The 23234-nt window shown below is 39.8% G+C and carries 21 protein-coding genes and 2 tRNA genes; 12 read left to right on the plus strand and 11 right to left on the minus strand.

Annotated elements, in window-relative coordinates:
• Nucleotides 1–50: 50 nt before the first annotated feature.
• Both FAZ19_RS10330 and FAZ19_RS10335 read right to left on the minus strand, forming a co-directional pair.
• Nucleotides 51–135 (minus strand) — tRNA-Ser (locus tag FAZ19_RS10330).
• A 90-nt stretch (nucleotides 136–225) separates the two neighbouring features.
• Nucleotides 226–1110: a bestrophin family protein gene (locus tag FAZ19_RS10335; RefSeq protein ID WP_136820655.1), complete on the minus strand. Its 885-nt coding sequence runs from the start codon at nucleotides 1108–1110 to the stop codon at nucleotides 226–228.
• A gap of 53 nt (nucleotides 1111–1163) precedes the next feature.
• On the opposite strand from FAZ19_RS10335, the gene FAZ19_RS10340 reads away from it, so the two are divergent.
• Nucleotides 1164–2015 (plus strand): glycoside hydrolase family 25 protein, encoded by an 852-nt coding sequence (locus tag FAZ19_RS10340; protein ID WP_136820656.1) that lies wholly within the window; start codon nucleotides 1164–1166, stop codon nucleotides 2013–2015.
• Nucleotides 2016–2057: 42 nt separating this feature from the next.
• Nucleotides 2058–2357 carry a thioredoxin gene (trxA, locus tag FAZ19_RS10345; protein WP_136820657.1) on the plus strand — a complete coding sequence of 100 codons (300 nt, stop codon included), beginning with the start codon at nucleotides 2058–2060 and terminating at the stop codon, nucleotides 2355–2357.
• On the opposite strand, the gene FAZ19_RS10350 is transcribed toward trxA, so the two are convergent.
• On the minus strand, nucleotides 2354–3676 hold the full coding sequence (locus FAZ19_RS10350; protein ID WP_136820658.1) for a hemolysin family protein: 1323 nt from the start codon (nucleotides 3674–3676) through the stop codon (nucleotides 2354–2356). The genes trxA and FAZ19_RS10350 overlap by 4 nt on opposite strands.
• 187 nt (nucleotides 3677–3863) lie before the next feature.
• Between FAZ19_RS10350 and FAZ19_RS10355 the strand changes: the two genes are divergently transcribed.
• Together FAZ19_RS10355 and FAZ19_RS10360 are read left to right on the plus strand one after the other, a co-directional pair.
• Complete coding sequence (locus FAZ19_RS10355; RefSeq protein ID WP_229707520.1) at nucleotides 3864–4979, plus strand: phosphotransferase enzyme family protein; 1116 nt, start codon at nucleotides 3864–3866, stop codon at nucleotides 4977–4979.
• 16 nt (nucleotides 4980–4995) lie between these two features.
• Nucleotides 4996–5625, plus strand: a complete 630-nt coding sequence (locus FAZ19_RS10360) for a carbohydrate-binding family 9-like protein (protein WP_136820660.1) — start codon at nucleotides 4996–4998, stop codon at nucleotides 5623–5625.
• 35 nt (nucleotides 5626–5660) lie between these two features.
• Here the strand turns inward: FAZ19_RS10360 and FAZ19_RS10365 are convergent, their stop codons facing one another.
• Both FAZ19_RS10365 and FAZ19_RS10370 read right to left on the minus strand, forming a co-directional pair.
• On the minus strand, nucleotides 5661–6980 hold the full coding sequence (locus FAZ19_RS10365) for an ABC transporter permease (protein ID WP_136820661.1): 1320 nt from the start codon (nucleotides 6978–6980) through the stop codon (nucleotides 5661–5663).
• Entirely contained in the window at nucleotides 6973–7899 is a 927-nt protein-coding gene (locus tag FAZ19_RS10370; RefSeq protein WP_136820662.1) for an ABC transporter ATP-binding protein, read from the minus strand. The genes FAZ19_RS10365 and FAZ19_RS10370 overlap by 8 nt, the downstream gene beginning before the upstream one ends.
• A 60-nt stretch (nucleotides 7900–7959) precedes the next feature.
• Between FAZ19_RS10370 and yihA the strand changes: the two genes are divergently transcribed.
• From yihA to cmk, 5 genes are all read left to right on the plus strand, one after another.
• Nucleotides 7960–8580, plus strand: a complete 621-nt coding sequence (gene yihA, locus FAZ19_RS10375; protein ID WP_136820663.1) for a ribosome biogenesis GTP-binding protein YihA/YsxC — start codon at nucleotides 7960–7962, stop codon at nucleotides 8578–8580.
• A 153-nt stretch (nucleotides 8581–8733) separates the two neighbouring features.
• On the plus strand, nucleotides 8734–9597 hold the full coding sequence (locus FAZ19_RS10380) for a UbiA-like polyprenyltransferase (RefSeq protein WP_136820664.1): 864 nt from the start codon (nucleotides 8734–8736) through the stop codon (nucleotides 9595–9597).
• An 81-nt stretch (nucleotides 9598–9678) separates the two neighbouring features.
• Nucleotides 9679–12066: a type I DNA topoisomerase gene (gene topA / locus FAZ19_RS10385; protein WP_136820665.1), complete on the plus strand. Its 2388-nt coding sequence runs from the start codon at nucleotides 9679–9681 to the stop codon at nucleotides 12064–12066.
• Between the two features lie 85 nt (nucleotides 12067–12151).
• Entirely contained in the window at nucleotides 12152–12565 is a 414-nt protein-coding gene (locus FAZ19_RS10390; protein ID WP_136820666.1) for a hypothetical protein, read from the plus strand.
• A gap of 3 nt (nucleotides 12566–12568) precedes the next feature.
• Nucleotides 12569–13249, plus strand: coding sequence for a (d)CMP kinase (gene cmk, locus FAZ19_RS10395; RefSeq protein ID WP_136820667.1), 681 nt, complete (start codon nucleotides 12569–12571; stop codon nucleotides 13247–13249).
• Nucleotides 13250–13271: 22 nt separating this feature from the next.
• Here the strand turns inward: cmk and FAZ19_RS10400 are convergent, their stop codons facing one another.
• Nucleotides 13272–14060, minus strand: coding sequence for a Cof-type HAD-IIB family hydrolase (locus tag FAZ19_RS10400; RefSeq protein WP_136820668.1), 789 nt, complete (start codon nucleotides 14058–14060; stop codon nucleotides 13272–13274).
• Between the two features lie 59 nt (nucleotides 14061–14119).
• Between FAZ19_RS10400 and FAZ19_RS10405 the strand changes: the two genes are divergently transcribed.
• Nucleotides 14120–15301, plus strand: coding sequence for a class I SAM-dependent methyltransferase (locus FAZ19_RS10405; protein ID WP_136820669.1), 1182 nt, complete (start codon nucleotides 14120–14122; stop codon nucleotides 15299–15301).
• A gap of 10 nt (nucleotides 15302–15311) precedes the next feature.
• On the opposite strand, the gene gloA2 is transcribed toward FAZ19_RS10405, so the two are convergent.
• On the minus strand, nucleotides 15312–15698 hold the full coding sequence (gloA2, locus tag FAZ19_RS10410) for an SMU1112c/YaeR family gloxylase I-like metalloprotein (RefSeq protein ID WP_136820670.1): 387 nt from the start codon (nucleotides 15696–15698) through the stop codon (nucleotides 15312–15314).
• Between the two features lie 12 nt (nucleotides 15699–15710).
• Complete coding sequence (locus tag FAZ19_RS10415) at nucleotides 15711–16616, minus strand: DUF72 domain-containing protein (RefSeq protein WP_136820671.1); 906 nt, start codon at nucleotides 16614–16616, stop codon at nucleotides 15711–15713.
• A gap of 88 nt (nucleotides 16617–16704) precedes the next feature.
• On the opposite strand from FAZ19_RS10415, the gene FAZ19_RS10420 reads away from it, so the two are divergent.
• Nucleotides 16705–18498, plus strand: coding sequence for a mechanosensitive ion channel family protein (locus tag FAZ19_RS10420; protein WP_136820672.1), 1794 nt, complete (start codon nucleotides 16705–16707; stop codon nucleotides 18496–18498).
• A 151-nt stretch (nucleotides 18499–18649) separates the two neighbouring features.
• Here FAZ19_RS10420 and clpB read toward each other — a convergent pair whose 3' ends face one another.
• Nucleotides 18650–21247 (minus strand): ATP-dependent chaperone ClpB, encoded by a 2598-nt coding sequence (gene clpB / locus FAZ19_RS10425; RefSeq protein ID WP_136820673.1) that lies wholly within the window; start codon nucleotides 21245–21247, stop codon nucleotides 18650–18652.
• 248 nt (nucleotides 21248–21495) lie between these two features.
• Here clpB and FAZ19_RS10430 point away from each other — a divergent pair.
• Nucleotides 21496–21568: transfer RNA gene (locus FAZ19_RS10430), tRNA-Thr, on the plus strand.
• A 61-nt stretch (nucleotides 21569–21629) separates the two neighbouring features.
• On the opposite strand, the gene FAZ19_RS10435 is transcribed toward FAZ19_RS10430, so the two are convergent.
• Together FAZ19_RS10435 and FAZ19_RS10440 are read right to left on the minus strand one after the other, a co-directional pair.
• Nucleotides 21630–22013 (minus strand): hypothetical protein, encoded by a 384-nt coding sequence (locus FAZ19_RS10435; protein ID WP_136820674.1) that lies wholly within the window; start codon nucleotides 22011–22013, stop codon nucleotides 21630–21632.
• Between the two features lie 138 nt (nucleotides 22014–22151).
• Nucleotides 22152–23213 carry a PA0069 family radical SAM protein gene (locus FAZ19_RS10440; RefSeq protein WP_136820675.1) on the minus strand — a complete coding sequence of 354 codons (1062 nt, stop codon included), beginning with the start codon at nucleotides 23211–23213 and terminating at the stop codon, nucleotides 22152–22154.
• Nucleotides 23214–23234: the final 21 nt, after the last annotated feature.

Below are 23234 nucleotides of genomic sequence, written 5' to 3' on the forward strand. Positions count from 1 at the left end.
TTCGAATACCTTCTAACGAAAAAAGTCTTTCAAAATGAAAGACTTTTCGGCGGAGAGCGAGGGATTCGAACCCCCGAACCTGTGACAGTTAACGGTTTTCAAGACCGCCGCATTCGACCACTCTGCCAGCTCTCCGCGACAAAAGTAGAAATTCTAAGCAGATGTACAAAACTTATTTTATCGTTTATGTTTTATCCCCTGAAAATGAGATTGATTATTTTTTAATTAAGGAAGTAATACCTCATACGTATGCTTTTTTATGTTGACCGTGATTTTATCGATCGGTAAATCATCTGTATCTACACCAAAAGGTTCTTCGATGGATTCGCCGATCATTTCTAAAGTTGCCAGTACGTAAAAAATAAAGGGTACAGCTGCTGTGACAAAATACCCTATGGAAAAAACATATCCGATCGGCAACGTCGCCGTATACAGAATAATAAAGATCTTAATAAACGAGCTATACGACATGGGAATCGGCGTATTTTTTATGCGTTCGCAGGCTCCGCAGATATTGGTCAGATCGGTAAGCTCTTGGTTGATGATAATAAATTGATCGCCACTGATCTTTCCTTCTTTATATAAAATGTTCGTTTTCTTAAAAATCAATGATGCCACTTGATTAGGACCATGTTTCTTGTCGTCCAAGCTTTTTAACTCAGGATGATCTACCTCGTCTAACATAAACTTCGTATAATCCGAACGCAGAAAATTGTAAAGTGTCTCGGCATATAAAGGAATTGACTTGCGATAGAAACTACGACTGGTCTTATCGTCGACATCAAGTATCGCATTCATTTTATAAGCTAACGTGCGGCTGGTATTTGTTAAGCTTCCCCACTGCTTACGCGCCTCCCACCACCGATCGTATGCTGTATTGGTACGGAATACTAATAATAGGGACAATACAAATCCTAATAAACTATGTACGATGGTGATATTCTTGATCCAGCTTTTATCGGATAACTTGAGGTATTCTAGCTCCAAATAGGCGATCCCCAATGAAAAAAATACACTGATAATGAGATAGGGAAGTAACCGTTTGAAAATAACGGAGGTGTGAAAATAGAGTGTGGTATTTAGCCAGTCTTTGGGATTATAAATTCTCATTCCAAAAATTATAGTTTGTCAATAAATTAGAAATACACTAATTTCACCGCAATATGACGAAAAGTAGGAGAACAGTCAAGAAAAAACAAAAATCGGATAAAGAAATACAACGGATTTACCTGTTGTGGAGTATTGTTATTCCGGCTGGCCTTATTCTCCTTTTCACGGCTTATTATTACCGGGGCGGAATCCGCTTCTTTGTGAAGAATATTTTCGAGAGCGGCTATACCAGTGATAGTAAAGAAAACGATAAGCACAATGAGCGAAATATTTACCTGATGTCTAAATTTGATGACAGGGTATTTGGTATCGATATCAGCGAATACCAAGGAAATATTGACTGGGTGAGTGTGAATACGATCAATGATCGCTTTCCCATTGACTTTATATTCATTCGAGCTACGATGGGCACGAAAGGTGTAGATAAACGGTATAAGTCGAATTGGAAGAGCGCGCAAAGCAGGGCGAAGCTCAGGGGTGCATACCATTATTTTCGGCCAAACGAGAACTCTGTAAAACAGGCTAGAAATTTTATTAAAACAGTGAATTTAACTCCCGGAGATCTCCCCCCTGTATTGGATATTGAAGAACGACCTCGACGACAACCTATGGATAGCCTAAAAGTAGGGCTAAAAAGGTGGTTGGATGCCGTAGAATCTCATTATAAAGTGAGGCCTATTATCTATTCGGGTGATAGCTACTTCACCGATTTTTTGGAGCATGAGTTTGCAGATTATACGTTATGGATTGCCAACTATAATTTTTGGGTAGAACGCCCCAAGAAACATTGGAATTTTTGGCAATTTTCGGAGAAAGGCAGTGTGGCCGGTATAAAGGGAAATGTCGATTTGAATTTATTTGATGGTGATATTGAACAATTGGAGGAACTGTGTGTTCCTTATTGATAACTAATATCCTTATTTTTGTAACAAAGAAAATCAGTAGAAATGGCTAGCTTTAATGAAATTATTCAAAAGAACACGATCGTATTAGTAGATTTTTCCGCGGAGTGGTGTGGCCCTTGTCAGACCTTGGCACCTATTCTTAAAGAAGTGAAGACACATTTTGGCGACAAGCTAACGGTAATCAAAATTGATGTGGATCGAAATCAACCGCTAGCTGCAAATTTTAAGGTACAGGGTGTACCTACCCTGATTCTATTTAAAAACGGTAATCAAACGTGGCGTCAAAGTGGCTTGTTATTGCGGTCCGACCTAATAGCCATTATTGAGAAACAGTTAGATTAATCTATATTGAAGGCCTCGGTATCACCTTCGTTTTCAATTTTGGTAAAAGCGATCTTGTCAATCCGATTGCCATCCATATCGATCACCTCAAACTGATAACCTTTAAAGTTAATGATCTCCCCCTCGGCGGGTACGTGATCCAGTAATAGGAAGACCAATCCGGCTACGGTGGTGATATTTCCAATCTCTTCCTCGTCCTCCTCCGACAGACCAATTTCAAATTTCTCGAAGAAGTCGTCTAACTGATAACGACCATCTAACATATAGGAGCCATCCTCACGTTGTCGGAATAACTTATTTTTCGGTTCATTTTCGGCGTCATAGCTTCCAACAAGTCCTGCTAATATATCTTTCATGGTAATGATACCCTGAGGACTACCGTACTCATCTATCACGATGGCTTGCAGCACTTGTGCGTTTTTAAGTACCTCTAATACAGTATAAATACTACTATTTTCATTGACAAATGGTATAGGTTGAACTAATTTTTCAAGTTGAATCTCGGTGCCATTAATAAAATTTGTCAGTAGGGTCTTGGTGTGTACAATACCCTTAATATTATCAAAATTGCCATCGCATACCGGATACTCTGTATGCTCGCTTTCCACAATAGTCTTTTTGTTCTCTTCGAAGGTATTTTCTAAATCTAAATAGGTGATGTCACTTCGGTGCACCATCATGTTGATAGCGCGCTTGTCGCCTATAGTAAGTAATCGATCTACTAGATCGTGCTCGAATCCTTCGATCACGCCACTGTCCACACCTTCATCCACCAATGCTTTAATCTCTTCTTCGGTGACGGTATTTTTGGAAACCTTGATATTCATTAATTTAACAAGAAAATCAGTAGATATACTTAATAACCACACAAATGGTCTCACGATCCTGCTCAAAATAGTCATGGGTATCGCAATAATAGCAGAGTATCGCTCTGGTATCGCCATGCCTATACGCTTAGGCACCAATTCGCCAATGACCAAAGATAAATAAGTAATGACTAATACGACTAAAATAACAGATAACTGATCACTATACGGTGCTATAATCGGGACTTGGTCAAATACGCCCGATAGGTACGTGGACACTGAACCTCCGGAAAAAAAACCGGTCAGGATACCAATCAATGTAATCCCGATTTGAACAGTAGATAAAAATTTATTGGGTTTCTCTTTCAATCTAAGTGCTGCTTTTGCCCCTGGATTTGTTTCTCCTGCAGCCTGCAGTCTAGCCTTCCTACTTGAAACTATCGCTATCTCTGAAGCAGAAAGAACACCATTAAATAAAATTAAAACGAGGATAATAACTATCTCAGTAATCATAGAATATGTTAGAGTTGATTCAACTCCACTAATTTACTAAATCTATATTAGAGTATAGGAATGTTTTTGTGTTAACACGAAAAAATGTGCAATCGTTTGATTGAAGAAATTGTTTTTGAAAATGCATGTAATTATGGATATTGCGTTGCAAAATGAAATTAGGAAATTTTAAACCTTAATAAATTCCATGTCAATTTACGATTTTAATAAGATTATAGGAATAGCAGAACAATTTGACTTAAATAGTGTAATAACTGATGCTAAGCGATTTGGGTCTGGACATATAAATGATACCTTTAAATTGGCTACCGGAAATTCGGGAGAGAAATCGTATCTGCTGCAACGTGTGAATCACGATATTTTTAAAGATATTCCTAGTTTGATGAATAACATCCATCTGGTAACTACACATCTAAAGAATCAGTTCAGAGCGAACGGCATTTCCGACATCGATAAGCATACATTGACCATTATATCAACGAAGAATAATAAACTGTATTATCAGGATGAGGAGGGAAGCTATTGGAGGTTATTTATTTTATTGGCAGATACCAAAAGCTATGATATCGTAGAAACCGCAAAACAGGCCTATTCGGGCGGACTGGCATTTGGCCAGTTTCAAAAGCAGCTATCTGATTTGGATGCAACACAGCTGGTGGAAATCTTACCAAATTTTCATAATATCGATTTCCGGATTCAAAATCTCAAAGAGGCCATCTCAACGAATAAAGCCAACCGGGTAGAAAACGTACAAGACTTGTTGCATTACATATTTGAGCGTGAATCTAAGATGCGCCGTATATTGGATTTGGCCGATAATGGGGAATTACCTTTGCGGATAACTCATAATGACACCAAATTCAACAACGTGCTGTTGGACCAAAACGACAATGTGCAATGTGTCATCGATTTGGATACGGTGATGCCTGGATATATAGCGTATGACTTTGGTGATGCGATACGGACGATAATCAATTCTGCTGCCGAAGACGAGAAAAATCTGGAAAAGATTGTCTTAAATATTCCGTTGTTTAAAGCCTATGCCGAAGGATACCTGAGCGAAGCAAAGGAATTTTTGACAGACAAGGAAATTGAATCGCTCATGTATGGTGTACTCTTATTGCCTTATATGCAGGCCGTCCGCTTCTTGACGGATTATATTGATGGAGACACCTATTATAAAGTATATTATCCGGATCATAACCTCATACGGGCTAAAGCACAATTTAAATTGGTAGATGAATTGGAAAAGCATGAGGAAGAATTGAAAAATATTTTAGAACTTAGTCTGGTCGCACAATAAACAGGAACACCAACTTATGTCTACACTTGTTGTAAAAAAATTGAACGAGATAAACGGAAAAGATTTCTTCTCGATTCAGAAAGAAATAAAAGAACTTTCTTGGAATGCAATAGCGGCATCTCCTTGGAAAGTTGATTTCCCTTACAGTCCCGTTGCCGAGTTTCAAATCGGACACACCGATTCTTTCGTAATTTTACACTATGCGGTGGAGGAGGAGTTTTTAAAGGCACAGTATACTCGATCTAATGAAAATGTATGGGAAGATAGTTGTGTCGAATTTTTTATTTCCCTGGATCATAAACAAACGTATTATAATTTTGAGTTTAATATACTGGGGACAGGTCTTATCGGATATGGTCCCGCTGTAAAATCTGAGCGGAGAAGACTGGATTCAACAGTGGTTGACGAGGTTAATACATACACCTCTGTCCGCAAAATCAACGGAAAAAAGAAATGGAACCTGATTCTACAGATACCAAAAGCCATTTTTAGCAATACGGAATGGAGCGGTAAAACATTACATGCTAATTTTTATAAATGTGGAGACGGACTTCCAACGCCTCATTTTATAGCTTGGAATATGATCGACCACCCTACGCCAAACTTCCACCGCCCCGAGTTTTTTGGAGAGTTGACCGTGGAATAGTTTGGAGTGGAATAATTTGGATCGGCTACTAAAGTTTAGTTTTTATAACGAAACCATTTCAAAAGTTCTTTATAAGAAGCTTTCTTGCCATGCATTAAGATCCCCACTCTGTAAATACGGGAAGCAAACCATGTTGTGAGTACAAATCCACCGATCAATAATAAGGCAGATACAACTAATTGCCAGACCGGGACGCCAAACGGTACGCGCACCAGCATGGCGATAGGCGAGGTGAAGGGTATAAAACTCAGCCACATCGATATCGTGCCGTGTGGATCATTGATCAGCACACCAAACGATAAGGCATAGGTCAGCAACAAAGGCATTGTAATAGGCATAGTGAACTGAGAAGCTTCTGTCTCGCTATCCACAGCAGACCCTACCGCTGCGAATAACGCACTATAGATCAGGTATCCGCCTATAAAAAACACAAAGAAACAAATAATAAGTTCAGAAAAATTAATCGACTGTAGTGTAGAATAAAGCTCCATTTGCGATGAGGAGGAAGTAACCTGGGACAGCGATTCATTTTGTATTCCTTTTTGGGTCATCTGGCTCATCAAATCTTCTTTGGATACTAAAAATGTAGAAGCGACCCCTGCTAAGATAAGCGATAAGAATATCCACAGTACAAATTGGGTCAGCCCGACCATTCCAATACCGATAATCTTACCCATCATTAACTGAAAAGGTTTGACGGAAGATATAATAACTTCAATAATCCGACTACTCTTCTCCTCGATAATCCCTCGCATTACTTGGGAACCGTATAAAAATAGGGAAATGTATACCAGTATAGATAATGCTAATGCAATCCCCATTGCAATTTCCGTATTACTATCCCGAGTTTCTCCATCCGTTGTTATTTCTTTTGCATTAATCGATATCGACGATTTAATATTTTTAATGCTATCGGTGTTGATTCCCAATTTTTGATAAGCATGATTTCTGACTAGCTCTCCCAGCTGCGACTCAACCTCTTTTTGGGTTACGACATTTGGTTTTCCGGAAGAGAGCAGCTCAACTTTGCGTGTTTTAAAGAAATCGGAAGGTATCACGAGTATATTTGTATTGTTCTCGGATCCCTTTAAACTATCGATCTGATGCTGCAACGCACGGTTAGAGTGGGTGTATGTTAGGTTTTTTGTATTCACTAAACCCGGAGCAATTGTACCTTCTTGATCGAATACATATACAATGGCATGGGTATCGTCAAAGCTCTTTTTGGTCAGAAAGATCACCCCAATATACATACCGATAAAGAATAACGGCACCAAAAAGGTAGTCAACAAAAAAGAACGTTTTTTCACACGGGTGATATATTCTCGCTGGATGATTAGTCGAATTTTATGCATGAGCGGCTATTAATGGAGAGGTGACTTTTTCAATGAAAATATCATGAATAGATGGAATAATTTCATGTATTTCGTGGATAAATAAATGATTCACAAGTGTTAAGATAACATCGTTTAAACTAACACCTTCATTAAGCTTTATCTTAACTTGGTACTCTTCGGTATTTTTTTGAGAAAGCACCTGATATAAGGTATTGTCTTCTAAAAACATATTATCGCTGTTCTTCGGAATATAGTCGATGCTATAGGTTTGGTTTCTATAGGCTGCTTTAATTTCCTTTACCGGTCCATCTAATATTTTCTTGGATTTGTTAATTAAGGCAATATGATCACATAGCTCTTCGACCGATTCCATGCGATGGGTAGAATAGATGACTGTCGTTCCCTTTTTGTTAAGTTCTAAAATCTCATCTTGAATAATCTGCGCATTGACCGGGTCAAATCCGGAGAAAGGTTCGTCAAGTATGATTAACTCGGGTTCGTGCAATACGGTGGCAACGAATTGAACTTTCTGCTGCATTCCCTTGCTAAGATCTTCAACTTTTTTATCCCACCACGAAGCCATCTCCAATTTTTCAAACCAATATTGGATTCTTCTTCGGGCCTCTGCTTTATTTAAGCCTTTTAATTGCGCTAAATAAATCATTTGCTCTCCAATTTTCATCTTTTTATACAATCCACGTTCTTCTGGCAAGTATCCAATCGAACTAACATGGTGAGGACTTAGGGGTTCGCCTTTAAAATATATCTGTCCGGAATCTGGCCCTGTAATCTGGTTGATAATACGGATGAGAGAGGTTTTTCCGGCTCCATTTGGACCTAATAAACCAAATATGATCCCGTTGGGTATAAATAACGATACATCGTCTAACGCAAGGTGATCTGCATATTGCTTGGTGATATTTCTTATGTCTAACATGAAGAAGTAGATTAGCCGGCTAAAATAAATAAAATTCCTTATAATATCTTACCTTTGTATATGCTTGTAAAATCCGCTGAATTTGTATGTAGCAATACAGAAGTAAGTAAATTACCGGAATCAAATCTTCCGGAATACGCCTTTATCGGTCGGTCGAATGTCGGGAAATCTTCTTTGATTAATGCGATGACCAATAAAAAGGGACTCGCAAAAACCTCACAAAAGCCTGGGAAAACGCAGTTAATAAATCATTTTATCATTAATGACAACTGGTATCTAGTGGATTTACCTGGTTATGGGTTTGCACAGACTTCTAAGAAGAATAGAGCGGAATGGAGCAAGTTCATCCGTCACTACCTCACACGTCGCGAAAATCTGCAGTGTGTATTTGTATTGATAGACAGTAGACTCGAGCCGCAAAAAATTGATTTGGATTTTTGCTGTTGGCTGGGCGAAAAAGGACTGCCGTTTATGCTTGCATTTACTAAAGCAGACAAGCAATCGGGCATAAAGTCAGATCAAAACGTCTCCAAGTTTAAACGAGCGCTGCTGAATTGGTTCGAAGAGGTGCCTCCTCACTTTGTAACATCGGCAGAGAAAAAAACAGGGACAGAAGAGATACTGCTGACAATTAATGATATCAATAAGAATTTTATTTTACCGACCCATATTCCTGAATAGACTTTTATTAATCTGCAAGTACCGCTGGATTATAATTAAATAGCGATACGACAATTAATCAGTCAAGCTGGGTTAATAACGAGCTTACGACGCAACAGTGAATACCTCATGAATACCGATGGAATACAAATTATCAAAGAATAATAGATACGCATGAAAAAGTACATGTCTCTCGTGTTGTTTGCACACAGTATTTTTGCATTGCCTTTTGCGATTATAGGTTTTTTCTTAGCCACTAGTACCACGGATTACCATTTTGAGTGGAGCTTATTTTTACTTATGTTGTTGTGTATGGTGACTGCGCGGAATGCGGCAATGGCGTTTAACCGCTACCTAGATAGGGATATTGATGCGCTGAATCCACGTACTGCGGTACGCGATATTCCGGCAGGAAAGATCAGTCCTAGAAATGCACTTCTTTTTACGGTTATAAATTGCGTTGTTTTTATGACGGCGACTTACTTTATTAATCCGATGTGCCTGATACTATCACCCGTTGCGCTGTTTGTCGTGTTGTTTTACTCCTATATGAAAAGAATATCTCCTCTGTGCCATCTGGTGCTGGGATTGGGATTGGGACTGGCTCCCGTCGGTGCATATTTAGCAGTAACCGGTAGCTTCGCTATGGTTCCCGTTCTTTTTGGGCTTTCTGTTTTGACATGGGTGTCGGGTTTTGATATTATATATGCTTTGCAAGATGAAGAATTTGATCGAGCCAATGGATTAAATTCTATTCCTGCAAATTTCGGTTCACACACTGCCTTGCGAATTTCAGAGGTCTTGCACATCTTTTCATTTGCTTTTGTCATTCTACCGGCATTTTTTACGACAGTGGGATTGTTTTATTATATAGGTGTCGCTTTTTATGGACTTCTGCTTATTTACCAACATCGTATCGTAAGTCCTATGGATCTAAGTAGGGTGAATCGCGCTTTTATGACAACAAATGGAGTGGCTTCAGTTGTCTTTGCCTTCTTCTTTTTATTGGATGTCGTATTCAAACATTGGAGTTTTTGAACATGTTTTAAATAATTAATGTTAAAAATTATTGCCATTCCATTTTGAAATATTAATATTTGCAGAAATCATAACAATTAAATGGCTAAAAATTTACTGATAGTAGAGTCGCCGGCAAAGGCAAAAACGATAGAAGGATATCTTGGAAAGGATTTTTTAGTAAAGTCTAGTTACGGACATATTCGTGATCTAGTGAAAGGCGATGATGCCATCGATACGGAAAATAAGTTTAAACAAAGATATGAGGTTCCTTCTGATAAGAAGGCTATTGTCAGTGAATTAAAGAAATTAGCTAAAGCTGCAGAGATGGTATGGCTAGCATCCGATGAGGACCGCGAGGGAGAAGCTATTTCATGGCATTTATTTGAGACATTAGGTTTAAAAGAAGATAACACGAAGCGGATTGTTTTTCATGAAATCACGAAGCCTGCGATTTTAAAAGCTATAGATAGTCCACGTAAAATTGATTATAACCTCGTAAATGCGCAGCAGGCACGCCGTGTATTAGACCGTTTGGTTGGATTTGAGCTTTCGCCGGTATTATGGCGCAAAGTAAAACCGTCCTTATCTGCGGGACGTGTACAATCCGTAGCGGTCCGTCTCATCGTAGATCGTGAACGCGAAATCAATAAATTTAATGCGGAAGCTGCTTACAAGATAGTTGCTATATTTTATACAGGTAAGGGTAAGGAAATTTTTAAAGCTGAACTTTCTAAACGTTTTGAGAAAAAAGAAGAGGCCTCTCGCTTTTTAACGGACTGCTTAGATGCATCCTTTGTGATCAATAGCTTAGAGAAAAAGCCAGCGAAAAGAACACCTTCGGCCCCCTTTACAACTTCTACCTTACAACAGGAGGCTAGCCGTAAATTGGGATTTTCAGTTGCCCGTACTATGCAGGTAGCGCAACGATTATATGAAGCGGGGCGTATCACCTATATGCGTACCGATTCGGTTAATCTATCGGATACGGCTATTCAGGCTGCAGAACAGGAAATTTTGAAAGCCTATGGTGAGAAATACCATAAGCTACGTAAATATAAAACTAAATCGGCAGGTGCCCAGGAAGCACACGAGGCTATTCGTCCTACGTACTTCTCGGAGCATACAATCGAAGGCGATGCATCAGAGACACGCCTTTATGAATTGATCTGGAAGCGCGCTATTGCTTCTCAAATGACGGAAGCCGAATTTGAAAAGACGGTTGCTAAAGTCGGTATATCGACACGAGCAGAGGAACTGACAGCATCTGGGGAGGTAATGAAATTTGATGGATTCCTGAAAGTGTACTTTGAATCTACCGACGACGATCAGGATGCTGCTACGGACAATGATTCGGACAACACCCTATTGCCACCACTGGAAAAAGGACAGCCGCTTACATTGAATGAAATGAGCGCGACGGAGCGATTCTCTCGCCCACCAGCCCGCTACACGGAAGCATCCTTAGTGAAAAAACTGGAAGAACTTGGTATAGGACGACCTTCTACCTATGCACCTACGATCTCCACTATACAGAATAGAGGTTATGTCGTAAAAGAAGAACGGGAAGGAAAGGTCCGCGAGTTTACTGTTTTAACCTTAAATACGGGAGAGATTAGTGAAGTTATTAAAACCGAGGTGACAGGAGCGGAGCGTAATAAAATGTTCCCTACAGATATCGGTGTGTTGGTGAATGATTTTCTCGTAGAACATTTCAAGGGTATTATAGATTTCAATTTCACAGCAAACGTGGAAAAGGAATTTGACGAGATCGCTCAGGGAAATAAGGAATGGACAGATATGTTGGAAGGATTTTATATTCCTTTCCATAGCGAGGTGCAAGATACCTTGGAAAATGCCGAACGTGCCACGCATGAACGGGAACTTGGTGTGGATACCGTATCAGGAAAACCGGTGAGTGTACGGGTAGGAAGATTTGGTCCTTTGGTACAGATCGGTACCGCAGAAGATGAAGAAAAGCCACGCTTTGCTTCCTTACGTAAAGGACAGATGATCGAGACAATCACGTTCGAGGAAGCAATGGAGCTCTTCAAATTACCGAAAAAAGTGGGTGAATTTGAAGAGAAAGAAATGACGGTGGCGATAGGTCGCTTTGGACCGTACATACGCCACAACGCTGCTTTCTATTCTTTGCCAAAGGGCTTTGATCCATTGGATGTGTCGAAGGAGCAGGCAATCGATATCATCAAGGAAAAACGCCAGAAAGATATCGAAAAAATAATCCGCGTATTTGATGAAAATCCGGAAGCTCGAATTGAAAATGGCCGTTGGGGTCCCTTTGTTCGTTTTGGAAAACAAAACCTAAAAATTCCTAAAGGAACAGACGTAAGTGCAGTCACGTACGAAGAGGTTTTAAAATGGGCAGAAAATGATCCTAAAGCCAAATCGGCTAAAGGTGCTAAAGGCAAAACAGTTAAGAAGGCGACCACTACGCGTAAAACCCCCACTAAAACGGCAAAAAAGAAATAGATAAAGAGTGTCGCTTACATGAATGATCAATCGGGCAAAACCCGATTTCAATAGGGTAGGCGAGCTCAAGAAGTAACTTTTACGAATGAAAAGAGATCTTCCTGAAAATATTGTTGCAGACATTTCAGTCGCGATTGTTTTAGAGGGTGAAACACCTTCGGTTAAAAACTGGATTGTATATCTTATTAATGAAAAAAACATCCCATTAACCCATGTATTGGTAAGCTCCAAGGGCTATGGTGAAAAGGATGGGAAGCAGGTTAAAACCACGATTTTACGTCATTTTCTTGGAGATATAAGGGAAAAGACAGCGGCTAAGATCGAAGCTATCGATGAAGCGGTATTTGGCCTAACTAATGAATATTGGGTGAGTTATTATATCGGTGGTACGATATACGATAAAAAATATATTTTTCTTCCGGAAAGTATAGTCGATGAAAATTTATCAAAAATTCCAATCGTAAATAAACCTGGTGTTCTAATTGGAGGAATGAATTAAAAAATGACAAGACATAATTTCATTATCGCAATAGATGGCTACTCCAGCTGTGGTAAGAGTACCGTTGCAAAGGCGCTGGCGAAAAAGTTGCATTTTGTGTTTGTAGATAGCGGAGCGATGTACCGCGCGGTAACCCTCTATTTTCTTCGGAATAAGGTAGATATGGATAATACCGAATCGGTTTTACAGGCTTTAGCAGACATTCACATTGATTTTGTTCCCAATACAGCGCAAACACAGATATTATTGAATGGTGACGATATCTCGGAAGAAATTCGTCAGATGGCCGTATCCGAAAAAGTAAGTGAGGTGAGCGCCATCAAGGAAGTTCGACATGCGATGGTCGCACAGCAACAAAAATTACGGAGTCGACGCAATATCGTAATGGATGGTCGTGATATAGGAACTACGGTCTTTCCGGATGCCGATCTAAAAATATTTATGACGGCCAGTCCGAGCGTAAGAGCCGAGCGAAGGTATGCTGAGCTAACCGCTAAAGGGGAAGACGTAACAATGGAAGAGGTTCAAGAAAATCTTAGTCATCGGGATCATATCGATAGCACACGCGAAGAGAGCCCCTTAAGACAGGCAGAGGATGCCCTCATCTTAGATAACTCTAACCTAACGCAAGATCAACAATTGGAAATTGTATTGAATGCATATTATAGCATAAAGAAAGCTTAGCTAGATTCAAGCTCCTTTTATACTATAAAACTCCGAAGTGCTTTAATGCATTCCAAATACCATCACTATCGACATCATCCGTAATGTGATCGGCAATTTCCTTTACTTCTGGGTTGGCATTTCCCATCGCTACACCTACGGCAACGTGCTGTAGCATGGTAATATCATTTCCACCGTCTCCAAAGGCCATTGTTTCCTGCAAATCAATACCGAAGTGATTACAGAAAATATCGATACCTACTTTTTTACTTTGCTCTTTTGGATTGACATCTGCAAACAGGGGAGTCCAGCGTGAGGCAACAGAGTTGGGCATGACCTTTTCCATGAATGCCTGCTCGTCGTCGGGACCCAAGAATATATTTGTTTGCAAGACTCCTTCTACATCCACATCATTGAGATCAACCAACGGGGGGACCGGTAAATTGAGATGCGCATACATTCCTGCAATTTCGGGTGTAACGTCGTATATGGTAATATGCTTTTCGGACATGAACGAAAAACTTATTGAATTTGTCTTGGCATAATCTAAAACGGATTGAATATCCGCCGGATCGATAGCCTGACGGAAAAGGATATGCCCTTCCTTGGTGACGCAATAGCCGCCATTGAACGTGATATATCCGTCAAAATTCAAATATTTTACATGGTCAATGCTATTAATTGATCGCCCCGTAGAAAGTATAGTTTTTATTCCCTTAGCTTGTAATTGTTCTATTGATTCTTCTGTAGACGCTGCAACTTCGTGCGTTTTAAAACTCAGTAACGTGCCGTCGATATCAAAAAAAACAGCTTTTATAGTCGGATTTCGCATAATAGCAAAGGTAATTTGTTAATTCGATAAATCGTACCTTTGAAGCAATAAAAAATAGCATGACTGCATATCAAAATTTTATAGAACAGATTCAATCCAGTATTCAAGCAGAGGATTTCATTAAGCTTTCGTTAGGTGATTATAATGGTGTAGAACCTGAGTTGAAAAACATATATGTAAAGCCGGTTTTAATTAAGCGGGTGTTTAAACTCTCGTTTACCTACCGCTACAAAACACGTGATATTACTAAAAACTTTATGGTAGACGAAGCAATTGAGCAGATTACAGCTGTTTTGCATGAGCGTGGATTCCGTGTGGGAACATTGTTCACAGCAAAGGAAAATGCGATTTGTCAATGGAATAAAAAAAAATTATGGACTCTTAAATCGGAACAGCCTACAGCTACTAAGGTTGACAGTCTTTCGCATGATCATCAAAAGGAGCGGAAGATCGGTTCGACTTCTAAAAAGTACCTAGCGGAATTGCGTTTGACGGATGCTGAGGGAAAGGTGTTTAAAAACGCGCAGGATAAGTGGCGCCAGATCAATCATTATATCGAAATACTGAGCTCGATGTTGAAAGAACTGGCGTCTGAAAAAGTGTTGAATGTGGTCGATATGGGTGCGGGAAAAGGATATCTGACTTTTGCACTTTATGATTATCTGAATAATGAGCTGCAGAAACCTGCTTCTGTTGTGGGTGTCGAGTATCGGGAGGATTTGGTGTCTCTTTGTAATACGATTGCGGAGAAGTGTGATTTCAATAAGCTATCTTTTGTACAGGGGACGATTGAAGATTTTAATCCTATACAAAAACCAAATGTATTGATTGCCCTACACGCTTGTGATACCGCTACAGATGATGCCATATATAAAGGAATAACCAATGAGACAGACCTAATTGTTGTAGCCCCCTGCTGCCATAAACAGGTAAGACGACAACTTGAAAAAGTAAAGACAGTGAACGATCTAGATTTCATGACGCAATATGGTATCTTTTTGGAGCGCCATGCGGAGATGTTGACAGATGGTATCCGCGCGCTGATTTTAGAGTATTACGGTTACCAGACCAAAGTGCTGCAGTTTATAGCAGACGCACATACGCCCAAAAATGTGTTGATAGTAGGTGTCAAGAAAAAAATTAACGAGAAAAGACAACAGGAGATTTTAGCAAAACTTCAAGCTACTAAAGCATATTTTGGAATTGAATACCATCATTTAGAGCGACTCTGTGGACTTTAAGTCTGATCGGTTAACTTTCGTAGAGCTCCAATGGCAGATGATCCGGATCAAAAAAAAAGGTAAACTTCTTGCCAGTTATTTTATCTACTCGGACATCTTCGACGGGAATGTGTTTAGATCTGAGTTCTTGAACCGCTTCATCCACGTTGTCGACTACGAAGGCCAAATGTCTTAATCCTGTAGCCTCAGGACGGGTAGCACGGCTGGCGTACTTTGGAAAGGAGAATAATTCGATAATGTATTGACCATTCAATGCAAGATCTAATTTATAGGAATCCCGTTCTTGGCGATAGGTCTCTTTTAGGATATGCAGGCCTAAAATTTGCGTATAAAATGATTTGGACTTGTTATAGTCGCTCGCAATAATAGCGATATGGTGAATAGATTTTAGTTTCATTGGCTCATTACCTTATTTAAATAATGTTGGCGCAGCGGGTTTACCTTCTTCTGGTTTACTGGGGATAGATAGGTCGGTTCCGATTGCTTCGTTGAGTTTTTTTATAAAATGAGCAGCTAGAAGCGGAGACTCCACTTCTATATTTTGATGGATAAAGAAATATAAATGCTGTAAACCTGCGTCTTTCCACTTTTTTATGACTCCTATCCATTCCTCTAAACGGGTATAATCGGACGGGTGATTCGCACCCACATAGCGTACGAATGCAGTTGGTGTCGTTAAGCGCATGTGCATCATGTCTCTTCGGCCCGCCGTATCGACGATAATATTTGTAGTGCCCGTTGCTTCAAGCAGTTGATAGAATTTTTTGGCAACTTCATTATTGGAAAACCATTCTTCATTACGTACCTCTACTGCCAAGGGATATCCTTTTGGAAAGTGATTCAGGAAATCTGCTAAACGATCAAAATCCTTGGGTTTATAATTGTCAATTAACTGGAGAAAAGCCATACCCAGTTTCTCGTCAAATAATACTGTAGAATCGACAAAATTTTTCACCTTCTCTTCGGTATTCAATAGCCTACTGAAGTGACTGATGGATTGAGGTATCTTTGGAAAGAACTTAAAATCTTTTTGGGTTTTTTCTTTCCAGGTTTCAACCTGCTGTTTTGAAGGCGAATTATAAAAGGTCGCGTTTAGCTCGATCGAGTTAAATTGCGTTGAATAATACACGAGTTCGTCTTTTGTGCCGCGCGGGTAAAATCCCTTTAAATCGGCCTTATTCCATTTCGCACAGCCTACGTATACATCCATAGGCTCCTTAGGTTTATTGTTATGTAGTAAATCTAACGTTTCTTTTGGTGTCTCCGGAATCGTAAAATCGATCGTGGAAGGGTCTGCTACTTGTCCGAATTTCATATTTATTTTTATTATTTCTATAAAAATAAGAGTTAGTTTACGAATTTTAATAACTTAAGGCAATAATACTGTTATTTTTAATTTGCATATGAAATTCTTTTACCTCATTTTTTTGCTGTTCTGTATCCAACTTTGTTTAGGTCAAAATGTGGATAGTCTCGTAACGGAGCAAAAATTAACGGAACAGTCTGACCGATTATTGAAAATAAAGGAACAACAGAACCAGGATTCATTAAGAAGGCTACAATTAGAAAATAGGCTGTTTTCTGACGAGCTTGAAGATACTAAAGAAAAGCAGGCTTTATTGACTGAGCTACATTTTCTGAAAAGCCGGGATTCACTGGCGCTAGCTGAGCGTAAAAGAAAAGTAGATTCCATGCGTGTAATAAACCCAGGTATGCCTGTTACACCTTTTGCTGATACTTTATTTACCATCTACCGGGGGATTGGCGGCTTCTCGATCCGCGAGCGTGCGAACGCCGTACAAACCCGGATCAAAACATTGGCAGACCTATATTCTTTTCATGTAGATTCAATACGGGTGGTCGAAAACGAGAATATGTGGTATATAACCGGAGCGAATGATATGATAATGAGTATTAGTGAGGAAGATGCACTTTGGATGAACTCTACACCTAATGCGCTAGCACAGTTATTTGCTGACAAGATAAAAGGGAGCATTACGCAGTATAGAGACGACACGAGTATCACGAAGTTGATGAAGGGTATCGGATTGGCTGCACTCGTATTGTGCGTGGTATCGTTAATTGTATATGGTATCAATAGGTTAGCCAGCTACACCCGACGTATCGTACTGCGAAATAAAGGCAATAAATTAACTGGCATACGAATTAGAGGCTATGAATTAGTTTCTTCTTCAAAACAGGTTCGGTTTATATGGACGCTTTTCAATTTAGTCAAGTGGTTGTTTATCTTGATGGTCATTTACCTAGCTTTACCGATAGTTTTTAATCTTTTCCCCGCTACGGAGGGATTTGCCACCGTACTGCTGAGTTATATTTTAGATCCGATTAAGAAGATTAGTCTGGCAGTTATCAATTATTTTCCAAATCTGATAACGGTGATTGTAATCGTAATAATTTTCCACTATATCTTTAAGATCCTCAAATATTTTGCAAATGAGCTACATCGTGGTGCATTAAATATACCTGGATTTTATGCGGACTGGACATTGCCTACATATCAAATACTTCGTGTACTGCTAACAGCATTTATGTTGATCGTAATCTTCCCTTATCTTCCGGGGTCGAAGTCTCCAATCTTTCAAGGTGTTTCTGTTTTTATAGGGATCTTATTTACATTTGGATCTGCAGGAGCGCTGGGAAATGTGGTAGCTGGATTGGTAATCACATATATGCGACCATTTAGTATCGGAGATCGGGTGAAAATTGGGGAAGTACAAGGGGATATTATTGAAAAAACATTACTAGTAACGCGCATACGAACGATAAAAAATGAAATAATATCCGTTCCTAATTCGCAGGTGATGAACTCACATACAATTAATTACAGCACAGATGCTCCTGATAAAGGTTTGATTCTACATACGACCATTACAATTGGTTACGACGTACCTTGGCAGACTATACATAGGCTTGCTATTGAAGCTGCAAGCACGGTACAATATATTGAGATCGAACCGTCTCCCTTTGTTTTGCAAACGAGTCTAGACGATTATTACGTTTCGTACCAGATCAATGCGTATACTAAACAGCCCAATAAACAGGCGTTGATTTATTCTGAATTGCATAAAAATTTGCTTGACGGGTTTCACGCTGCGGGAGTTGAAATCATGTCGCCACACTATAGAGTGGTGCGCAATAATGAAGATATTGCAATACCACCCACGGAGGAAAAATAGGGGGAAACAAAACTTTCATGATCCATTGAATCACCAACAGGCATGAAAGTTCTTGATGGCCTTTGAGAAATAGATACTTTCAGAAAAAATAAAGCCCTCACTCGCGGTAAGGGCTTTTTAGATATAATCGTAACGTATTATACAACTTCGCTTATTCGCTTTTGTTTAAGAATACAAATTGTCCATCAAAAACATCCAATTGTATAACGGAGTCACTGGTCACTTTCCCGGAAAGAATTTCTTTGGACAATTCGTTCAGGATGCGCTTTTGAATAACACGCTTCAATGGGCGTGCTCCATAAATAGGATCGTATCCTAACTGTGCAAGCCAATCCAGCGCTTCATCTGTAGCGGACAATGCGATGTTTTGTTCAGCAAGTTGGTGTTGTACACGACTAAATTGCATCCGAACGATATCACCAATTTCATTGCGACTCAGTGGAGTAAACATGATGATTTCGTCGATACGGTTCAAGAACTCTGGCCGAATGGTCTTCTGTAAGAGTTCAAATACTTCGTCTTTTGTTTTAGCGATCACGCTATCCTTGTTTTCCTCTGTTAACCGACTGAAGTTTTCCTGAATAAGGTGCGAACCTGTATTAGAGGTCATAATGATAATGGTGTTTTTAAAGTTGACCGTACGACCTTTATTATCGGTTAAATGTCCATCATCGAGTACCTGTAACAGAATATTAAATACATCGGGGTGTGCTTTCTCTATCTCATCTAACAATACAACAGAGTAGGGGCGACGACGAACCGCCTCGGTTAACTGACCACCTTCATCGTATCCTACGTATCCCGGAGGCGCACCGATCAACCTTGATACCGCATGACGTTCCTGGTACTCAGACATATCGATACGCAACAGAGCTTGCTCATCGTCGAACAGAAATTCGGCTAGCGCTTTTGCTAATTCAGTTTTACCTACCCCTGTAGTTCCCAGAAATATAAACGAACCTATAGGACGTTTGGCATCACTTAATCCCGCACGGGAACGGCGAATGGCATCTGAAATAGCTTCGATGGCCTCGTCCTGTCCGGCTACGCGTTTGTGTAGTTCTTGTTCCAACGTCAGTAGTTTTTCACGTTCGGATTGGATCATTTTATTAACTGGAATACCTGTCCAACGCGATACGACGTCTGCAATATCTTCGGCGGTAACTTCTTCTTTGAGCATGCGGCTACCTTGTTGTTTTTCCGTCAATTCGGCCTTTAGTTTTTCGGCAACGTCTTGGGCTTCCTTGATTTTACCATAGCGTAATTCGGCTACTTTACCATAATCTCCGGCACGCTCCGCTTGCTCAGCCTCCAATTTATAGTCTTCGATGTTCTGAATTTCCTGATTCACGCGATCTACTAAGTTTTTTTCCGATTGCCAAGCAGCTTTTAACGAATCACGTTCGTTAGAAAGATTGGCAATAGTCTCAGACAGCTCAGCAACTTTCTTTTTGTCATTTTCTCGTTTGATCGCTTCACGTTCAATCTCCAACTGCATGATACGACGTTCGAGCTCGTCGACAGCTTCTGGTACAGAATCCATCTCAAGTCGTAACTTGGAAGCAGCTTCATCGATCAAATCGATGGCTTTATCAGGTAAGAAGCGATCGGTAATATAGCGCTGGGAAAGTTCTACCGCTGCGATAATAGACTCGTCTAAAATACGCACTTTATGGTGTGTTTCATAACGTTCTTTCAGACCTCGAAGGATGGAAATTGCATCTTGCGTATCGGGCTCTTCCACCATTATTTTTTGAAAGCGACGCTCTAAGGCCTTATCTTTTTCAAAATACTTTTGATATTCATTTAATGTAGTAGCACCAATTGCGCGTAATTCGCCTCTTGCCAAAGCAGGTTTTAATATATTGGCCGCATCCATCGCACCCTCGCCACCACCGGCTCCCACTAACGTATGGATCTCATCAATAAAGAGAATAATTTCGCCGTCACTTTCCGTTACCTCTTTTACAACGGCTTTTAAGCGTTCTTCAAATTCTCCTTTATATTTGGCACCAGCAATTAAGGCACCCATATCCAATGAATACACCGTTTTCGTTTTTAAATTCTCCGGTGCATCGCCTTTGATAATACGATGTGCAATACCTTCTGCGATGGCTGTCTTTCCGACTCCGGGCTCACCAACCAGAATAGGATTGTTTTTGGTGCGTCTGGATAATATTTGCATTACGCGACGGATTTCTTCATCACGCCCTATTACCGGATCTAATTTTCCGGATTCTGCATATTCGTTTAGATTTCTTGCATACTTTCCTAATGCATTATAAGTTGCTTCGGCATTCTGATCCGTAACGCGCGAACTACCACGAAGCTCCCTAATAGCCAGTTTAAGATCTTTTTCATTAACACCTTGATCTTTCAATAAACTCGATACTTTGTCATTAGCCGACAACAGACCGAGTAAAATATGTTCAATGGAAACAAATTCGTCATTGAATTCTTTCAAATAACTCTGTGCTTTCTGCAACACGGCGGCAGAACTATTGCTGATGTATATATTGGTTCCACTTACTTTCGGTAAGGATTCTATTTGTTTAGTTATCTCCGTCGTTACGTACGAAATATTGACATTCAGTTTTTTTAGCAGATGATTGACCACATGCTCATCTACCATCAACAACGCTTTTAGAAGATGTGCTGGTTCTACAGCTTGTTGTTGATTACCGGTAGCGATCTCTGACGCTTTTTGAATCGCTTCTTGTGCTTTGATGGTATAATTATTGAAATTCATAGTTGCTCTCTATTTATATTGATAAGTTAACAAATTAGATGCCTTGGTGTTTTCATGACCATATTCCTGAAATTATGTCTGTTACGCCCGAAAAATAACGACAAAATTTCTGAATTACTTAAAAAATGCTGAAATAATTTCACTGATTTTCAAAAACTTAATGAAAAATCGGAAACAAAATAGAGAAGAAGTATTGATTTTTTAACTTTAGCTTGCGATATTTGCATCACGATACTTCATTTAAGCATGCCTCCTTAGCTCAGCTGGTAGAGCAACTGACTTGTAATCAGTAGGTCATTGGTTCGATCCCGATAGGAGGCTCAAAAGCAAAAAGCTCAACGAAAGTTGAGCTTTTTGCTTTTGATAGAAGACCGTTTTTTGATTATCGATCACAGTCGGCTGTCCACGTTCTTCCATCTTTCGTGTAAGCGATTCGCAATGTGCTTTCAGTAATAGTAATCGTACCCAATGCACCATCACCAATAATGATAGTATTGTTATCACCTTTTTTCATTTCGATATTACCTAAGGTAGGTATCCCGTCCGAAAAATTGAATGTGTAGGTATCTCCAACCTTGACTACGGTCACAGATCCATTGGTCGTGCTAACATCATCCTCATCATCATCTGTACTAGCGAAACTTACATCTCCTTCATACCTACCTGTAAACAAATCGTTATCGGCAGGGTCATCGTCTTTGCTACATGCGCTGAATGCGAAAAGCGTAATAAATAAGAGGCTTAAAATTTTAATTGAATTTTTCATTGTGTTGTATGTTTTAATGTTACTATTTAATCCTACAACAAGTGAAATCAGATACTAGCACACAGCCTGCTTATAGTTTTAACATTTGTTAACATTCGGGAAATAGTAAAAGTTACTAATCGACGGCTTAAATATTTTTTAAAACAAGGTAAGCTGAACCGGTGTTGCGTTGGCAGGTCCAGTACAATTATATTCGAATGTTTCGCGATTCAAACCGTATTTAGCGCAGTGCAAACGAAAGCTGTCGCGAATTATCTCTGCTACTTTACCGCTTCCCTTCATCCGAAGTCCGAAATTACTGTTATTTACCTGGCCTTCATGGCAAGATTGAATGCCGTGCCATATCTTATCAGCACGATCTGGATAGGCCTGTGTTAGCCAATCCTTAAAAACCTCACCAATCTGCCCATTTAATCTTACGATAATATAACTGGCCCATTTTGCACCACGAGCAACAGTCTCTTTTAAAACTGCTGGTATTTCATGATCCGTTAGTCCGGGGATAACTGGTGCGACATTTACGCCTGTGGGGATGCCTTTTTTACTTAATTCTTCTATCACACGAAAGCGCTGGGAAGCAGTGGCCGTGCGGGGTTCTAGTTTTAGCCGTGTCTCCTCTGTTAACGAGTTAATAGACATAAATATCCTCACGAGATTATGCGTGGCCATTTCTTCCAAAATATCTGCATCTCGAAGGATTAAGCTATTCTTTGTAATTATACTGATCGGTTGCTTATGGCGTAACGCTATTTCCAATATTCGTCGGGTAAGTCGAAATTTTCGTTCTGCTGGCTGATAACAATCGGTATTTCCGGAAAGGTGGATAGGCGTGATGGGCCATTCTTTTTTGCTGATGAATTTTTCGAAAAGCTCGGGCGCATTTTCCTTTACGATAATTTTCCGTTCGAAATCCAGCCCCGAACTGAGATCCCAATATTGATGGGAATTTCGGGCATAACAATAAATACAACCATGCTCACATCCCTGGTATGGATTAGCAGAGTACATCATTCCAACATCGGGGCTATCGACCTTATGCACTAGAGACTTCGCCTCGGAGTGAATAAATGTTGTTCTGTTATTTTCTGATTCCCAATCATCAATAGCTTCGATGTGCTCTATTGTATACTTCGCTTTTTTATAGACGCTATGGGGGTTATATTGCGCACCTCTTCCTTTTATGTAATCTTTCTCCTGCATAACAGGGTTAAAATTACTAAA

Origin of the sequence: Sphingobacterium alkalisoli (assembly GCF_005049105.1) — a bacterium.
GTDB classification, from domain to species: Bacteria; Bacteroidota; Bacteroidia; order Sphingobacteriales; family Sphingobacteriaceae; genus Sphingobacterium; species Sphingobacterium alkalisoli.

What these genes read in the sequence shown, in the direction of transcription:
- FAZ19_RS10420 (WP_136820672.1), top strand. Translation starts at nt 16,705, where the DNA reads ATGAAATTCTTTTACCTCATTTTTTTGCTGTTCTGTATCCAACTTTGT.
- FAZ19_RS10335 (WP_136820655.1), bottom strand. Translation starts at nt 1,110, where the DNA reads ATGAGAATTTATAATCCCAAAGACTGGCTAAATACCACACTCTATTTT.
- FAZ19_RS10340 (WP_136820656.1), top strand. Translation starts at nt 1,164, where the DNA reads ATGACGAAAAGTAGGAGAACAGTCAAGAAAAAACAAAAATCGGATAAA.
- FAZ19_RS10370 (WP_136820662.1), bottom strand. Translation starts at nt 7,899, where the DNA reads ATGTTAGACATAAGAAATATCACCAAGCAATATGCAGATCACCTTGCG.
- FAZ19_RS10440 (WP_136820675.1), bottom strand. Translation starts at nt 23,213, where the DNA reads ATGCAGGAGAAAGATTACATAAAAGGAAGAGGTGCGCAATATAACCCC.
- trxA (WP_136820657.1), top strand. Translation starts at nt 2,058, where the DNA reads ATGGCTAGCTTTAATGAAATTATTCAAAAGAACACGATCGTATTAGTA.
- FAZ19_RS10415 (WP_136820671.1), bottom strand. Translation starts at nt 16,616, where the DNA reads ATGAAATTCGGACAAGTAGCAGACCCTTCCACGATCGATTTTACGATT.
- FAZ19_RS10360 (WP_136820660.1), top strand. Translation starts at nt 4,996, where the DNA reads ATGTCTACACTTGTTGTAAAAAAATTGAACGAGATAAACGGAAAAGAT.
- FAZ19_RS10380 (WP_136820664.1), top strand. Translation starts at nt 8,734, where the DNA reads ATGAAAAAGTACATGTCTCTCGTGTTGTTTGCACACAGTATTTTTGCA.
- FAZ19_RS10390 (WP_136820666.1), top strand. Translation starts at nt 12,152, where the DNA reads ATGAAAAGAGATCTTCCTGAAAATATTGTTGCAGACATTTCAGTCGCG.
- FAZ19_RS10365 (WP_136820661.1), bottom strand. Translation starts at nt 6,980, where the DNA reads ATGCATAAAATTCGACTAATCATCCAGCGAGAATATATCACCCGTGTG.
- FAZ19_RS10400 (WP_136820668.1), bottom strand. Translation starts at nt 14,060, where the DNA reads ATGCGAAATCCGACTATAAAAGCTGTTTTTTTTGATATCGACGGCACG.
- cmk (WP_136820667.1), top strand. Translation starts at nt 12,569, where the DNA reads ATGACAAGACATAATTTCATTATCGCAATAGATGGCTACTCCAGCTGT.
- FAZ19_RS10355 (WP_229707520.1), top strand. Translation starts at nt 3,864, where the DNA reads ATGTCAATTTACGATTTTAATAAGATTATAGGAATAGCAGAACAATTT.
- clpB (WP_136820673.1), bottom strand. Translation starts at nt 21,247, where the DNA reads ATGAATTTCAATAATTATACCATCAAAGCACAAGAAGCGATTCAAAAA.
- topA (WP_136820665.1), top strand. Translation starts at nt 9,679, where the DNA reads ATGGCTAAAAATTTACTGATAGTAGAGTCGCCGGCAAAGGCAAAAACG.
- FAZ19_RS10350 (WP_136820658.1), bottom strand. Translation starts at nt 3,676, where the DNA reads ATGATTACTGAGATAGTTATTATCCTCGTTTTAATTTTATTTAATGGT.
- FAZ19_RS10435 (WP_136820674.1), bottom strand. Translation starts at nt 22,013, where the DNA reads ATGAAAAATTCAATTAAAATTTTAAGCCTCTTATTTATTACGCTTTTC.
- yihA (WP_136820663.1), top strand. Translation starts at nt 7,960, where the DNA reads ATGCTTGTAAAATCCGCTGAATTTGTATGTAGCAATACAGAAGTAAGT.
- FAZ19_RS10405 (WP_136820669.1), top strand. Translation starts at nt 14,120, where the DNA reads ATGACTGCATATCAAAATTTTATAGAACAGATTCAATCCAGTATTCAA.
- gloA2 (WP_136820670.1), bottom strand. Translation starts at nt 15,698, where the DNA reads ATGAAACTAAAATCTATTCACCATATCGCTATTATTGCGAGCGACTAT.